We start from the raw sequence: 13,565 nt of genomic DNA, 5'->3' as shown, positions 1-13,565 counted from the left end.
CTAGGCGACGGTCACCGGGACGAGCGGCAGGGCGGCCCAGATCACCTTGCCGCCGTCGGCGGTGTGCTCGACGTCGCAGACGCCGCCCGCCTCGCGGGTGATCTCGCGCACCAGGAGCAGGCCCCGGCCGCCGGTCTCGCTGTGGGCGGCCTCCAGGGCGGTCGGACGGTAGGGGTGGTTGTCCTCGACGGCCACCCGTACCCACTCCGCGCCGACGGCGACCTCCACGGCGAGCGTCGGCGACAGCAGTGCCGCGTGCTTGACCGCGTTGGTGACCAGCTCGGAGACGATCAGCAGAAGTCCCTGCACCAGGTCGTCCGAGACCGGGACGCCCTGGCGCAGCAGCAGGTCCCGCACGGCGTGTCTCGCCTGCGGGACGGAGGCGTCGACCGCGGGAGCGGTGAAGCGCCAGACCCCTTCGTACGGCAGTGGCCCCGTGTCCGGCGGCGGCCCCTGCGCCGGTGGACACGGGTCCGACCCGCGCCCGAGGTTCTCCATCGTCGGGTCGCCACCCTCACGCTCGATTGTCACCACACGTCGAGTGTTGGCAACGTGTCGCTCCGCGCCGGATGACTGAACAGAAGTCAGCTCATATCGAGCGATCGTGACCACCGATGTCCGGGGCGATCACCCTCGTGACCGTTACCGCCCGGCTCGTGCCGTGTTCGCGAACTATTCGGGTTGTACGGGTTTGACGGTGACCTCGTCCGGCACACGCCCGGCGCTCTCGGCCTCGTCCGTCCGCCGCGCCTGCTCCTCCGCCGTGAGCCGTTCCGAGACCAGGCCGACGATCCGCCGCCCGCCGTACCCGGTGGCGATGAGGCCGAGACCGTCGAAGAGGAGCGCGAGGGAGAAGAAGCAGCCGATGACGTACTTGCTGCTGCTCGGCCAGGAGGCGAGGACCAGGATGCCCAGGAGCAGGCCGAAGGCGCCCTGCACCAGGGTCCAGCCGAACTGGGGTCCGCGCACCACCAGGCTGCCGACCAGGCGGAACACCCCGCCGGTCAGGAAGAGCAGCGCGGCGAACATGGTCAGGGCCTCGGCGGCGGCCTCGGGGCGGCGCATGACGACGACGCCCGCCGCGATGTTGAGGGCGGCGACGACCACGCCGAGCCAGAAGAAGTTGGTGCCCCGGGCCTGGATCGCGTGCAGCAGTCCCACCACGCCGCCGATCAGCAGGAGCCAGCCGAACAGGAGCATCGAGGTGAGGGTGGCGACCCCGGTGTAGATCAGCCCGATCAGGCCGGCGAGCACGAGGACCACGCCGAGCGCGGCCAGCCAGCCGAAGCCGCGTTTCAGTCGCGCCGTCTCGTCCGTGCCCTTGCGGTCCTCGGCCATCGGCGCCTCCTCGCGCGCAGCCCCTCCCCGATCGTACGGTCGGGCAGGCCGGTTAGCATCCGCCCATGGAGCCCCAGGTTCAGCACGGCGTGACCGGCTCGGTCGCCACCGTCGTCATCCGCCACCCGGCCAAGCGCAACGCCATGACGGCCGCGATGTGGCGCGCGCTGCCCCCGCTGCTGAAGACGCTGGCCGCCGATCCGGAGGTACGGGCGCTGGTGCTGACCGGCGAGGGCGGCACGTTCTGCGCGGGGGCGGACATCTTCACGCTCCAGGGGTCGCCGGAGGAGGCGCAGGGGCTCGCCGTCGCGGCGGAGGAGGCCCTCGCGGCGTTCCCCAAGCCGACGCTGGCGGCGATCCGGGGGCACTGCGTGGGCGGCGGTTCGCAGCTCGCGGCGGCCTGCGACCTGCGGTTCGCCGAGGAGGACGCGCTGTTCGGGGTGACGCCCGCGAAGCTGGGCATCGTCTACCCCGCCTCCTCCACCGGGCGGCTGGTGTCCCTGGTGGGTCCGGCCACCACCAAGTACCTGCTGTTCTCGGGAGAGTTGATCGACGCGCGGCGGGCGCTGCGCACGGGGCTGGTGGACGAGCTGCTGCCGGAGGGCGAACTGGACGACCGGGTCGCCGAGTTCACCCGGACCCTCGTCTCCCGCTCGCAGTTGACGCAGGCCGCGGCGAAGGAGTTCGCGGACGGGCGCGGGGACCGGGACGGGTACTGGCGGGAGCAGGCGCGCGGCAGCGGCGACACCGCCGAAGGGGTCGCCGCGTTCCTGGAGCGCAGGCAGCCGCGGTTCACCTGGACCACGTCAGGATGAACCGGCCGCGGGCACGGAACTCCTCGACGAGGCGGGCGGGCGCCTTCCCGGGCGAGCCGCAGACGTAGGGCGGTTGCGGGTCGTAATCCGTCAACAGCGGCACGGCCAGGGCGTGTTCGTCCCCGGGGATGCGGCCGGACAGGGTCAGGCCCATGTCGAAGCCGGCGGAGACGCCCACGGCCGTGACGTACTCGCCGCCGAACACCACGCGCTCGCCGGTGGGTTCGGCGCCGTACCGCTCGAGGTGGCCGAGGGCCGGCCGGTGGGAGGCCGCGCGGCGGCCGTCCGGGAGGGCCGCGGCGGCCGGGAGCAGGGAGCCGGTGCACACGGACGTCGTCCAGGTGCCGGGCGATCGTCAGGGTGGCGTCCCGGTCCAGGTCCTCCTCGACCGGGGCGAGCGCCAGGTCGATGCCGGAGGTGACCCCGGCGGAGGTGGCGACCCGGCCGTCACGGATGAAGACGGGGTCCGCCGCGGCGGCGACGGCCGGATGGTCGCGGGCGAGTTTCGCGCAATGGGCCCAGTGGGTCGTGACGCGGCGGCCGTCCAGGAGGTCCGCCTCGGCGAACGGGGGCGCCCCGGTACGGACGGGGACCAGCCGCTCGGCCCCCGGCCCGCGCCCGCAGCCGGGCGATCAGGCACGGATCGGATCGGCGGGTGCCCTGCCCGCCGAGCACCCGCAGCGAGTGCGGGTCCGCCGTCCCCGCCGGCGTCCCGTCCGGCACCAGGGTCAGGCCGCTGGAGGTTGCGCACGGGCGCCGTCCAGGGAGGCGGTGCGGATGCGGTAGCTGCCCGGGGTGGGGGACTCGGCCCCGGCGGACACCTCCAGGGGGCCGGTGACGTCGAGGCTCCGCACTCCGTCGACGAGGACGACGAGGACGGTTCGCCGCGCCATGTCCCTGATTCCCGGCCCGGCTCCCGGTGGCAGCAATGACGGGCACCCCGCCTTTCCTGCCATGCCCGCACCCGGGTCCGTCCGCCCCCTCGGCGACGTACCAAGCGGTTGGTAACCTGCCGGGCATGACTACTGCCGCCATCGAGCCGCGGGCCGGCCGCCGCTGTCACAACGTGCTCAACTCCCTGCACGCCACGTCCTACTTCGCGCCCGAGCTGGGCCAGGAGATGGCCGCGATCGGGATCACGGACCCGAGGGCAGTCAACTTCGCGGTGCGCTCCGCCGCGCTGGGGGCGGTGGGCGCCGGGACCGTGACGGCGACCTTCTACAACTACAAGCACGAGCTCGTGGCCCGGCACGTCCCCGCCGTGTGGACCGCCGCCTCCCCCGAGGCGGTGCTCGCGGCGCGGCTGCGGGCCGTCGACGGCTCCCTGTGCCGGCTGCTGGGCGAGGAGACGGTGACGTCCCCCGGGATCGCCGAGGCCGCGCGGCTGGCCCTGCGCGCCGCCGAGGCCTGTTCGCGCAGTGCCCGGCCGCTGTACTCGGCCCACGCCGACCTGCCGGTCCCCGCGGAACCGCACCTGGCGTACTTCCACGCCACGACCCTGCTGCGCGAGCACCGGGGCGACGGGCATCTCGCCGCGCTCGTGGCGGCCGGACTCGACGGCCTGGAGGCCCTCGTCACGCACACGGCGACCGGCAAGGGCATGAACCCCAAGTGGGTGTTCAGCACCCGCGGCTGGACCCAGGAGGAGTGGGACGCGGCCGTCGCACGACTCCGGGACCGCGGGCTGCTGGACGGGGCCGGTGAGCTGACCGAGGAGGGCACCGACCTGCGCCGGGCGATCGAGACCGAGACCGACCGGCTCGACCGCGCCCCCTACGAGCACCTCGGCGCCGAGGGTGTCGCCCGGCTGACGGAGCTCGGCACCGGGTTCGCGCGGACGGCGCTGATGGCGGGAGCGTTCCCGCGGGATCTGCTGGGCAAGGGCTGAGCGGCGGCCCGGCCCCGTCGCCGTGCCCTGATCCCGGGTTGTCTGTGCCACCTGCCACAATTGCCGCGCAACCTCAGTCAGAAGGCGGGTACGGGATCGTGACGACACGCAGCCCCATCGACGTTGGCTCGATCGAAGGAAGGATCGCCGAGGAGCTCGGCGTTCGGGAGCGGCAGGTCAGAGCCGCGGTGGAGCTGCTCGACGGCGGTTCGACGGTGCCCTTCATCGCCCGCTACCGCAAGGAAGCGACCGAGATGCTCGACGACGCGCAGCTGCGCACGCTCGAGGAACGGCTGCGCTACCTGCGGGAGCTGGAGGAGCGACGCGCCGCGATCCTGGAGTCGGTGCGCGAGCAGGGCAAGCTCACCGAGGAGCTGGAGGCGCGGATCCTCGGCGCCGAGACGAAGGCCCGGCTGGAGGACATCTACCTCCCGTACAAGCCGAAGCGCAGGACGAAGGCGCAGATCGCGCGCGAGGCCGGTCTCGAACCGCTCGCCGAAGGACTGCTCACGGACCCGTCCGTGGACCCGCAGGCCGCCGCCGCCGCGTTCGTCGACGCGGACAAGGGCGTGGCCGATCCGCAGGCCGCCCTGGACGGCGCCCGCGCGATCCTCACCGAGCGGTTCTCCGAGGACGCCGACCTCATCGGCGAACTGCGCGAACGCATGTGGGGGCGCGGGCGGCTGGCCGCGAAGGTGAAGGACGGCAAGGAGGAGGCGGGCGCCAAGTTCGCCGACTACTTCGACTTCGCCGAGCCGTTCACCGCGCTGCCCTCGCACCGCATCCTCGCGATGCTCCGCGGCGAGAAGGAGGACGTCCTCGACCTCGTCCTGGAGCCGGAGGAGGCGACGGAGGGACCCTCGTCGTACGAGGGGATCGTCGCCCACAAGTTCGACATCGCCGATCGCGGGCGGCCCGCCGACAAGTGGCTCAAGGACACCGTCCGCTGGGCCTGGCGCACCCGCATCCTGGTCCACCTCGGCATCGACCTGCGGCTGCGGCTGCGCACCGCCGCCGAGGACGAGGCCGTCGACGTGTTCGCGAAGAACCTCCGCGACCTGCTGCTGGCCGCCCCCGCCGGTACGCGCTCCACGCTGGGCCTGGACCCCGGGTTCCGCACCGGTGTGAAGGTCGCCGTCATCGACGCCACCGGCAAGGTCGTCGCAACGGACGTGATCCACCCGCACGTCCCGGCGAACCGGTGGGACGAGGCGCTCGCCAAGCTGGCCGTGCTCGCCGCCCGGCACTCGGTCGAGCTGGTCGCGATCGGCAACGGCACGGCGTCCCGCGAGACCGACAAGCTCGCCGGTGACCTCATCACCCGGCACCCCGAGCTGAAGCTCACCAAGGTGATGGTGTCCGAGGCGGGCGCGTCGGTGTACTCGGCGTCGGCGTTCGCCTCGCAGGAGCTGCCCGACATGGACGTGTCGCTGCGCGGAGCCGTGTCCATCGCGCGCCGGCTCCAGGACCCGCTCGCCGAGCTGGTGAAGATCGACCCGAAGTCGATCGGCGTCGGCCAGTACCAGCACGACCTGTCCGAGGTGAAGCTGTCGCGTTCGCTGGACGCGGTGGTCGAGGACTGTGTGAACGGCGTCGGGGTCGACGTGAACACCGCCTCCGCCCCGCTGCTCGCCCGGGTCTCCGGCATCACCTCCGGGCTCGCCGAGAACATCGTGTCCCACCGTGACGCCAACGGCCCGTTCACCTCGCGCTCGCAGCTCAAGAAGGTCGCCCGGCTCGGCCCGAAGGCGTACGAGCAGTGCGCGGGCTTCCTGCGGATCCGGGGCGGCGAGGACCCGCTGGACGCGTCGAGCGTCCACCCCGAGGCGTACCCGGTCGTCCGGCGCATGGTGAAGACGTCCGGGCAGGAGGTCGCGGCGCTCGTCGGCAACACGGGGGTGCTGCGCTCGCTGCGCCCGCAGGACTTCGTGGACGAGACGTTCGGTCTGCCGACGGTGACGGACATCCTGAAGGAGCTGGAGAAGCCGGGGCGCGACCCGCGTCCGGCGTTCAAGACGGCCACCTTCAAGGAGGGCGTCGAGAAGATCGGCGACCTCGCTCCGGGGATGGTCCTGGAGGGTGTCGTGACGAACGTGGCCGCGTTCGGGGCGTTCATCGACGTCGGTGTCCACCAGGACGGTCTGGCGCATGTCTCGGCGCTGTCGAAGACGTTCGTGAAGGACCCCCGGGACGTCGTGAAGCCCGGTGACATCGTCAAGGTGAAGGTGCTCGACGTCGATGTCCCGCGCAAGCGGATCTCTCTGACGCTGCGGCTGGACGACGAGGCGAACGCCTCCGGCGGTGAGCGGGAGCGGCGGCCCCAGCAGCAGCGCGGCGGCGGGCGTGCGCCCCAGCAGCGGCAACAGCAGCAGCGGCAGCAAGGCCGTGGGGGCGGCGGCAGCGGCTCGCGGCAGGCGGCGCCGCCGGCGAACAGTGCCATGGCCGATGCCTTGCGCAAGGCCGGGCTGCTGGATCAGAAGAACAAGGGGCGGTAGGCCAGAGGGGGAACCGCGGGCCCGGTGCGGCCGGTCGCGCGGTTCCCCGGGGTCCGCGCTAGGTCCTGTCTTCACATCCCCCTCGTCGCCCGAAGGGCGGCCCCGCGGCGTCCGGTGCGTGCTCTCGGTGTGCCGGGTGCAGGCCCTCGTACTGGATGTACTTGGGTCTGTGCCCGGTGCAGCGAGAGTGCGTGCCGGGCGCCGCGGGGCAGAGGGGGATGTGAAGACAGGGCCTAGCGGGATTCCGTCACCTTGCCCGCCGCCACCTCCAGGCGGCGGGTCACCCGGACCGCGTCCAGCATCCTGCGGTCGTGGGTGACCAGCAGGAGCGTGCCCTCGTAGGCGTCGAGCGCCGACTCCAGCTGTTCGATCGCCGGCAGGTCCAGGTGGTTCGTCGGCTCGTCCAGGACCAGGAGGTTGACGCCGCGGCCCTGGAGCAGGGCCAGGGCGGCCCGGGTCCGCTCCCCCGGTGACAGGGTCGCGGCCGGGCGCAGGACGTGGTCCGCCTTGAGGCCGAACTTGGCGAGCAGGGTGCGCACCTCGCCCCGTTCGGTGTCCGGGACGGCCGCGCAGAACGCGTCGATGAGCGACTCCTCGCCGTGGAAGAGCGCGCGGGCCTGGTCGACCTCGCCGATCAGGACGCCGGAGCCGAGGGACGCCTGGCCGGAGGTCAGCGGCACCCGGCCGAGCAGGGCGCCCAGCAGGGTCGACTTGCCCGCGCCGTTGGCGCCGGTCACCGCGACCCGGTCCGCCCAGTCGAGCTGGAGGGACACCGGTCCGAGGGTGAAGCCGTCGCGCCGCACCTCGGCGTCGCGCAGGGTGGCGACGACCGAGCCGGAGCGGGGCGCGGAGGCGATCTCCATGCGCAGTTCCCACTCCTTGCGCGGCTCCTCGACGACGTCCAGGCGCTCGATCATGCGCTGGGTCTGGCGGGCCTTGGCGGCCTGCTTCTCGCTGGCCTCGCTGCGGAACTTGCGGCCGATCTTGTCGTTGTCGTTGCTCGCCTTGCGGCGGGCGTTCTTGACGCCCTTGTCCATCCAGGAGCGCTGCATCTGGGCGCGGTCCTGGAGGGCGGCCTTCTTGTCGGCGTACTCCTCGTAGTCGTCGCGGGCGTGCCTGCGGGCGACGTCGCGCTCCTCCAGGTAGGCCTCGTAGCCGCCGCCGTAGAGGTTGATCCGGCCCTGGGCGAGGTCGAGTTCGAGGACCTTGGTGACGGTGCGGGTGAGGAACTCGCGGTCGTGGCTGACGACGACCGTGCCGGCGCGCAGCCCGCGGACGAAGGCCTCCAGGCGGTCCAGGCCGTCGAGGTCGAGGTCGTTGGTGGGCTCGTCGAGGAGGAAGACGTCGTAGCGGGACAGGAGCAGGGAGGCGAGTCCGGCCCGGGCCGCCTGGCCGCCGGACAGGGACGTCATCGGCTGGTCGAGGCCGACCGCGAGGCCGAGGGAGCCGGTGACCTCCTCGGCCCGCTCGTCGAGGTCGGCGCCGCCGAGGTCGAGCCAGCGTTCCAGGCTGGTCGCGTAGGCGTCGTCCGCGCCGGTGGCGCCGTCGACGAGGGCCTGGGTCGCCTCGTCCATCAGCCGCTGGGCCTCGGCGACGCCGGTGCGGCGGGCGAGGAAGTCGCGGATCGACTCGCCGGGGCGGCGCTCCGGCTCCTGCGGGAGGTGGCCGACGGTCGCGGTCGGCGGGGACAGCCGCAGCTCCCCCTCCTCCGGCCTGGTCAGTCCGGCGAGCAGGCGCAGGAGCGTGGACTTGCCCGCGCCGTTGGCGCCGACGAGCCCGATGACGTCGCCGGGCGCGACGACGAGGTCGAGCCCGGAGAAGAGCGAGCGGTCGCCGTGGCCGGCGGCGAGGTTCTTGGCGACGAGAGTGGCAGTCATCAGGGGGCTGATCCTAGCGAGCGCGGCCGGCGGGCCTCCGCCCGAGTTCCGTGCGGCACCCTCCGGTGTTCCGGCGCGTCCGCTCCGGCTCGCGGGCGGAATACGGGTTCGCACATGTGACGTATCGGGCCATTTCCCTGACGCGGACCGTCGTTGTGCGGTGCACTTCGTTACGCCGCACGGCGCTTCGAACGAGGCACGACCCCTCGACCGACGTATCCCTCCCAGGAGTCTGTGATGAGCACCAAGACCGGTCCCCAGCGTTTCCCCGGCGCGAGCCGGGCCAACTGGTACCAGGACGACTTCGGCGGTGACGCGATGGAGGTGGACGTCGTCGTCCTGCACACCACCGAGGGGCGCACCCTGCCCGGCTACGGCGGTGGCTCCTCCGCGCCGAACCTGACGGCCGTACCGGACCTGGCCGCGAAGAAGCTGCGGTGGTATCAGCACTTCGACGTCGAGACCTCCTCCCGGGCGCTGGTGAATCTGCGCGGCGGGGCGGAGACCAACACGAACAACGTCTGCCAGGTGGAGCTGGTGGGCACCTGCGACCCGAGAACGCACAAGAAGTGGCTGGCGGCGGGGCAGGCGCACATCCACTGGCCGGACGCCCCGGACTGGGCGCTGCGGGGTGTGGCCCGCTTCCTGGCCTGGATGCACGAGGAGCACGGGGTGCGGCTGTCGGGCCCCGGGCAGTGGCCCGCCTACCCGGGGTCGTACGGCACGGGCAGCGGGGCGCGGATGACGGCCGCCGAGTGGAAGAGGTTCAAGGGGATCTGCGGGCATCTGCACGTCGTCGAGAACGTCCACGGCGACCCGGGAGCGATCGACTTCGGGCGGCTGGTGAAGTACGCCAAGGCCGAGCTGGACGTGGAGGACGACGACACCTCCTCCGCCTCCACGCCCGCCAGGCCGAAGGTGCCCGCCTTCCCGGGGCGCAAGTACTTCACGGCCGGCGCGACGAACAAGTACGTCCTCCAGCTCGGCAAACAGCTCGTCAAGCGCGGGTTCGGCGACCACTACCGGGTCGGCCCGAGCCGGACGTGGGGCGAGGCGGACCGGCTGAACGTGCGGGACTTCCAGAAGTCGAACAAGCAGCTGCGCGGCGACGCGGACGGTACGCCGGGCCCGCTGACCTGGCGGCTGCTGTTCTCCTGACCGGGACGCGGAACCGGACCCGGACCCGGTCCGTGGGACCGGGCGGCCCCCCGCCGCCACGGGGGTCTCAGTGCGCCATCGCCTCCACCAGCACGCTGCCCGAGGTCCGGGCCACCACGTACGAGGCGCCCTTGACCGCCTTGGCGTCGAGTGCGATGCGGTGCCGGCCGGCCTCCAGCACGCCGTCGAAGACCTCCTGCGCGTGCGGACGGAACAGCCGGTCCAGGCGGTACGCCGTGAGGCGCACCCGGCAGGGCGAGGTGACCTCGACACCCGCCTCGCCGTCGGCGGCCACCAGCCGGGTCAGCCGGCGCTGGTCGTGCGGGCTGCGGTCGAGGGCGTTCTCGATCTGGGCGACGAGCAGGGGGACGATCGGGGCGAGTCCGTCGACGTAGGCCACGTCGACCCCGGCGCGGTCGAAGGCGCCGCGTACGGCGGTGCGTTCGGCCGCGCCGATGCCGCGGCCGAAGGCGACGGCGCCGTAGGAGCGCAGTTCGTCGGCGGGGACGTCGTCGGCGCCGTGGGTGATGTCGGCGCCGATGCCGATGGTGCGCAGGGCGGCGGCCAGCTTGGCGAGCAGGGCGACGCGGGCGCCGATGAGCAGGACCCGGCGGCGCGGGCTCTCGGTGCCGGGGGCGAGCAGGGAGTCGAGGGCGTCGCGGTACTCGGGCCCGCGGAACCGGAACGGCCCTATGCCGTGGTAGCCGTTGAGTTCCAGGTCGGCGTGCGGGTCGGTCTGCCAGGCGAAGTCCCGCCAGATGAAGTCGCCGCCGTCCTTCTCGATGACGGCGGTGACCGCCCCGCAGGCGAGGTCCTCGCACTCGGGGCAGCCGTAGACGACGTACCGGCCGCCCGGAAGCGGGGCGTCCGTCTCCAGCAGGAGGCTGCGGACCTGGGCGGTGAAGATGGCGGGCGGGACGTCGGAGGCGAGCGGGGAGACGGCGTCGAGGTCGGAGAGCTGGAAGAGCAACGGGCGGCCGTCGACGATGAAGTCCACGAAGTCACGGTGGACCTGGTAGTCACCGTTGACGAGGACTCCACCGGCACGCATCGCCGGGGCCAGACCGAAGGTCGCGTACTCGGCAGACATGGTGTGAGTATTCCCTCAGCAAGCGCCCTCTGCGCACGGGATGGGACATTCCGCTAACGTCCGGGCGTGGACGGTGAGCTGAGCGGGGATGTCGTCGTTGTCGGTGGCGGGGTGGTCGGGCTGACGTCCGCCGTGGTGCTCGCGGAGCGGGGGCACCGGGTGCGGGTGTGGACGCGGGACCCCGTGGAGCGCACCACCTCGGCGGTTGCCGGGGCGTTATGGTGGCCGTACCGGATCGAGCCGGTGGTGACGGCGCGGGACTGGGCGCTGCGGTCGCTGGACGTGTACGAGGAACTGGCGGCGGACGCGGACCGCAGTGGCGTACGCCTGGTCGAAGGGGTCATGGGCGGGGAGTCGCTGGACGAGGGCAAGGCGTGGGTGTCCGGGCGGCTGCCCGGGGTGCGGGCGGCGACCGGGGCGGAGTGTCCCGGGGGCGGGCTGTGGGCGCGGCTGCCGTTGATCGACATGGCGGTGCATCTGCCGTGGCTGGTGGGGCGGTTGACCGACGCGGGCGGCGTGGTGGAGACACGGGAGGTGTCCGGGCTCGCGGACGTGGACGCGGCTGTCGTCGTCAACTGCACGGGGCTGGGGGCGCGGGAGCTGGTGCCGGACCCGTCGGTGCGGCCCGTGCGGGGGCAGTTGGTCGTGGTGGAGAACCCCGGGGTGCGGACGTGGCTGGTGTCGGGCACCGACCATGAGCGGATGGCGTACGTCTTCCCGCACCCCGACCGGCTGGTCCTGGGCGGTACGGCGGAGGACGACGTCTGGTCCACGGAGCCCGATCCGGGCGTGGCCGAGGCGATCGTGGAGCGGTGCGCGGCGCTGGTGCCCGAGGTCGCGGGGGCGCGGGTGCTGGCGCACCGGGTGGGGCTGCGGCCCGCCCGTCCCGCGGTCCGGCTGGAGCGTGAACTCCTGCCGGACGGGCGGGTGCTGGTGCACAACTACGGGCACGGCGGGGCCGGGGTGACGGTGGCCTGGGGGTGTGCGCGGGAGGCGGCCGATCTCGTCACCGCCCGGCCGGCCCCGCCGGGGGCGACGCCGTAGCGGGCGCCGCAGGCTCACTTCGGTGGCCGCGGGGTGCGGGAGCGGGCGGCGTCGTGGCTTCCTCCGGTGGGCTCAGCCGTGGTCGTGGCCGAGCGGGTCGCCCTCCGTCTCCGTGCCCGGTCCGGGGCCGACCTTGATCTCGAACTCGCCGTCGTACTTCTTGTGGCCCTCGATCACGGCGAGTTCGACGGCCTCGCTGCCCATCTCGCCGCGGACGATGACGGGGTCGCGGCGCAGGTCGCGCATGAGGGCGACGCACATGCCGATCATGACGAGGACGAAGGGGGCGGCGGCGAGGATCGTGAGGTTCTGCAGGCCCGTGAGGGCGTCGCCCTGGCCGCTGCCGACGAGCAGCATGATGGCGGCGACCGCACCGGTGACCACACCCCAGAACACCACGACGAACCGGCCGGGTTCGAGGGCGCCGCGCTGGGAGAGGGTGCCCATGACGATGGAGGCGGCGTCGGCACCGGAGACGAAGAAGATGCCGACGAGGATCATCACGAGCAGGCTGGTGGCCGTGGCGATCGGGAACTCCTGGAGCAGACCGAAGAGTTGGCCCTCCGGGGTGTCCTTGCCCGCCAGTCCGCCGCCCTCCTTCACCTTCATCGCCGTACCGCCGAAGATCGCGAACCAGATCAGGCTGACGGTGCTGGGGACGAGGATCACGCCGCCGACGAACTGGCGGATGGTGCGGCCCCGGCTGATGCGGGCGATGAACATGCCGACGAAGGGCGTCCACGAGATCCACCAGGCCCAGTAGAAGACCGTCCAGCTGCCGAGCCACTCGGCGACGCCCTCGCCGCCGCTCGCCTCGGTGCGTCCGGCGAGCTGGGGCAGGTCGCCGAGGTAGGCGAAGACCGAGGTGGGCAGCAGGTCGAGGACGATGATCGTGGGGCCCGCGACGAACACGAACACGGCGAGGATCAGCGCCAGCACCATGTTGATGTTGGACAGCCACTGGATGCCGCGCTCCACGCCGGAGATGGCGGAGGCGACGAAGGCCAGGGTCAGGACGGCGATGATCGTGACGAGCAGACCGGTGCTCACGTCGTCCATCCAGTCCAGTTCCTGGAACCCGGAGCCGATCTGGAGGGCGCCGAGGCCGAGGGAGGCGGCGGAGCCGAAGACGGTGGCGATGATCGCGAGGACGTCGATGACCCGACCCGGGGTGCCGTGCGCGTGGCGTTCGCCGATCAGCGGGGTGAAGACCGCGCTGATGGTCTGGCGGCGGCGCTTGCGGTAGGTGCTGTAGGCGATGGCGAGCCCGACGACCGCGTAGATCGCCCAGGGGTGCAGCGTCCAGTGGAAGAGGGTGGTGGCCATCGCCGTCTCCATGCGTTCGGCGGAGTCGGCGGGGTCGGTGCCCGGGGGCGGGTCGGTGTAGTGCGCGAGGGGTTCGCTGACGCCGTAGAACATCAGGCCGATGCCCATGCCCGCGCTGAACATCATCGCGACCCAGGAGACGGTGCGGAACTCCGGTTCCTCGCCCTCGGCGCCGAGGTGGATCCGGCCGTAGCGGCTGATCGCCAGCCACAGGGCAAACACCACGAACCCGGAGGCCGCCAGCATGAAGGCCCAACCGCCGTTGTGGATCAGTCCGTTGAGCATCCGGGTGGAGACGCTCTCCAGCGAGTCGGTGGCGGCCCAGCCCCAGATCACGAAGGCCACGGTGATGACGGCGGTGACGCCGAACACCACACGGTCCGTGGCCTCAGGACCGTCGGAGCGGGGACCGGGAGTCCCCGAAGGGTCCCCCCGGCCGCCCGTTTCATTCAAGTTCTCTGTCATATGCGGCACCTTTTCCGAAACCACCGAAAAACCCTGTACGTCGTGAACGTACGACCTATCACAGGTGCC

The 13,565-nt window shown here is 72.5% G+C and carries 10 protein-coding genes and 2 pseudogenes; 5 read left to right on the top strand and 7 right to left on the bottom strand.

From position 1 onward, the window contains the following. Entirely contained in the window at positions 1 to 498 is a 498-nt protein-coding gene (locus ACIPSE_RS26055) for an ATP-binding protein (protein WP_401667247.1), read from the bottom strand. A 174-nt stretch (positions 499 to 672) separates the two neighbouring features. Further along, positions 673 to 1,338: an HdeD family acid-resistance protein gene (locus ACIPSE_RS26050; RefSeq protein ID WP_401666533.1), complete on the bottom strand. Its 666-nt coding sequence runs from the start codon at positions 1,336 to 1,338 to the stop codon at positions 673 to 675. A gap of 65 nt (positions 1,339 to 1,403) precedes the next feature. Here ACIPSE_RS26050 and ACIPSE_RS26045 point away from each other — a divergent pair, with 65 nt between their 5' ends. After that, on the top strand, positions 1,404 to 2,153 hold the full coding sequence (locus ACIPSE_RS26045) for an enoyl-CoA hydratase/isomerase family protein (RefSeq protein WP_401666530.1): 750 nt from the start codon (positions 1,404 to 1,406) through the stop codon (positions 2,151 to 2,153). On the opposite strand, the pseudogene ACIPSE_RS26040 reads toward ACIPSE_RS26045, so the two are convergent. Both ACIPSE_RS26040 and ACIPSE_RS26035 read right to left on the bottom strand, forming a co-directional pair. Next, positions 2,131 to 2,496 (bottom strand): annotated as a pseudogene (locus tag ACIPSE_RS26040) (DJ-1/PfpI family protein); the annotation flags it as partial. The gene ACIPSE_RS26045 and the pseudogene ACIPSE_RS26040 sit on opposite strands and share 23 nt — an antisense overlap. Continuing rightward, positions 2,492 to 3,046 (bottom strand): annotated as a pseudogene (locus ACIPSE_RS26035) (DJ-1/PfpI family protein); the annotation flags it as partial. The pseudogenes ACIPSE_RS26035 and ACIPSE_RS26040, both read right to left, overlap by 5 nt. A gap of 125 nt (positions 3,047 to 3,171) precedes the next feature. On the opposite strand from ACIPSE_RS26035, the gene ACIPSE_RS26030 reads away from it, so the two are divergent. Together ACIPSE_RS26030 and ACIPSE_RS26025 are read left to right on the top strand one after the other, a co-directional pair. Further along, a complete protein-coding gene (locus ACIPSE_RS26030) occupies positions 3,172 to 4,041 on the top strand; it encodes a hypothetical protein (protein ID WP_401666528.1) in 870 nt (289 codons plus the stop codon). Between the two features lie 98 nt (positions 4,042 to 4,139). Continuing rightward, entirely contained in the window at positions 4,140 to 6,536 is a 2,397-nt protein-coding gene (locus ACIPSE_RS26025) for a Tex family protein (RefSeq protein ID WP_401666526.1), read from the top strand. Between the two features lie 233 nt (positions 6,537 to 6,769). Here ACIPSE_RS26025 and ACIPSE_RS26020 read toward each other — a convergent pair whose 3' ends face one another. Then, entirely contained in the window at positions 6,770 to 8,413 is a 1,644-nt protein-coding gene (locus tag ACIPSE_RS26020; RefSeq protein ID WP_401666523.1) for an ABC-F family ATP-binding cassette domain-containing protein, read from the bottom strand. A 237-nt stretch (positions 8,414 to 8,650) separates the two neighbouring features. Between ACIPSE_RS26020 and ACIPSE_RS26015 the strand changes: the two genes are divergently transcribed. Then, entirely contained in the window at positions 8,651 to 9,571 is a 921-nt protein-coding gene (locus ACIPSE_RS26015; RefSeq protein WP_401666520.1) for a peptidoglycan-binding protein, read from the top strand. A 67-nt stretch (positions 9,572 to 9,638) separates the two neighbouring features. On the opposite strand, the gene ACIPSE_RS26010 is transcribed toward ACIPSE_RS26015, so the two are convergent. After that, the gene (locus tag ACIPSE_RS26010; RefSeq protein WP_401666518.1) at positions 9,639 to 10,661 is read right to left on the bottom strand and encodes an oxidoreductase; all 1,023 of its coding nucleotides are present in this window, start codon (positions 10,659 to 10,661) and stop codon (positions 9,639 to 9,641) included. 66 nt (positions 10,662 to 10,727) lie between these two features. Between ACIPSE_RS26010 and ACIPSE_RS26005 the strand changes: the two genes are divergently transcribed. Further along, complete coding sequence (locus ACIPSE_RS26005; protein ID WP_401666515.1) at positions 10,728 to 11,705, top strand: FAD-dependent oxidoreductase; 978 nt, start codon at positions 10,728 to 10,730, stop codon at positions 11,703 to 11,705. Positions 11,706 to 11,777: 72 nt separating this feature from the next. On the opposite strand, the gene ACIPSE_RS26000 is transcribed toward ACIPSE_RS26005, so the two are convergent. Beyond that, the gene (locus tag ACIPSE_RS26000; protein ID WP_401666512.1) at positions 11,778 to 13,496 is read right to left on the bottom strand and encodes a BCCT family transporter; all 1,719 of its coding nucleotides are present in this window, start codon (positions 13,494 to 13,496) and stop codon (positions 11,778 to 11,780) included. Positions 13,497 to 13,565: the final 69 nt, after the last annotated feature.

Origin of the sequence: Streptomyces sp. NPDC090106, from assembly GCF_044747265.1 — a bacterium.
Taxonomy (GTDB): Bacteria; Actinomycetota; Actinomycetes; order Streptomycetales; family Streptomycetaceae; genus Streptomyces.
Note: the sequence above shows the minus strand (reverse complement) of the source record. Positions and strands in the feature narration are given on the sequence as shown.

Coding starts and splice junctions, on each gene's coding strand:
- ACIPSE_RS26050 (WP_401666533.1), bottom strand. CDS start 1,338: ATGGCCGAGGACCGCAAGGGCACGGACGAGACGGCGCGACTGAAACGC.
- ACIPSE_RS26030 (WP_401666528.1), top strand. CDS start 3,172: ATGACTACTGCCGCCATCGAGCCGCGGGCCGGCCGCCGCTGTCACAAC.
- ACIPSE_RS26010 (WP_401666518.1), bottom strand. CDS start 10,661: ATGTCTGCCGAGTACGCGACCTTCGGTCTGGCCCCGGCGATGCGTGCC.
- ACIPSE_RS26020 (WP_401666523.1), bottom strand. CDS start 8,413: ATGACTGCCACTCTCGTCGCCAAGAACCTCGCCGCCGGCCACGGCGAC.
- ACIPSE_RS26055 (WP_401667247.1), bottom strand. CDS start 498: ATGGAGAACCTCGGGCGCGGGTCGGACCCGTGTCCACCGGCGCAGGGG.
- ACIPSE_RS26000 (WP_401666512.1), bottom strand. CDS start 13,496: ATGACAGAGAACTTGAATGAAACGGGCGGCCGGGGGGACCCTTCGGGG.
- ACIPSE_RS26045 (WP_401666530.1), top strand. CDS start 1,404: ATGGAGCCCCAGGTTCAGCACGGCGTGACCGGCTCGGTCGCCACCGTC.
- ACIPSE_RS26015 (WP_401666520.1), top strand. CDS start 8,651: ATGAGCACCAAGACCGGTCCCCAGCGTTTCCCCGGCGCGAGCCGGGCC.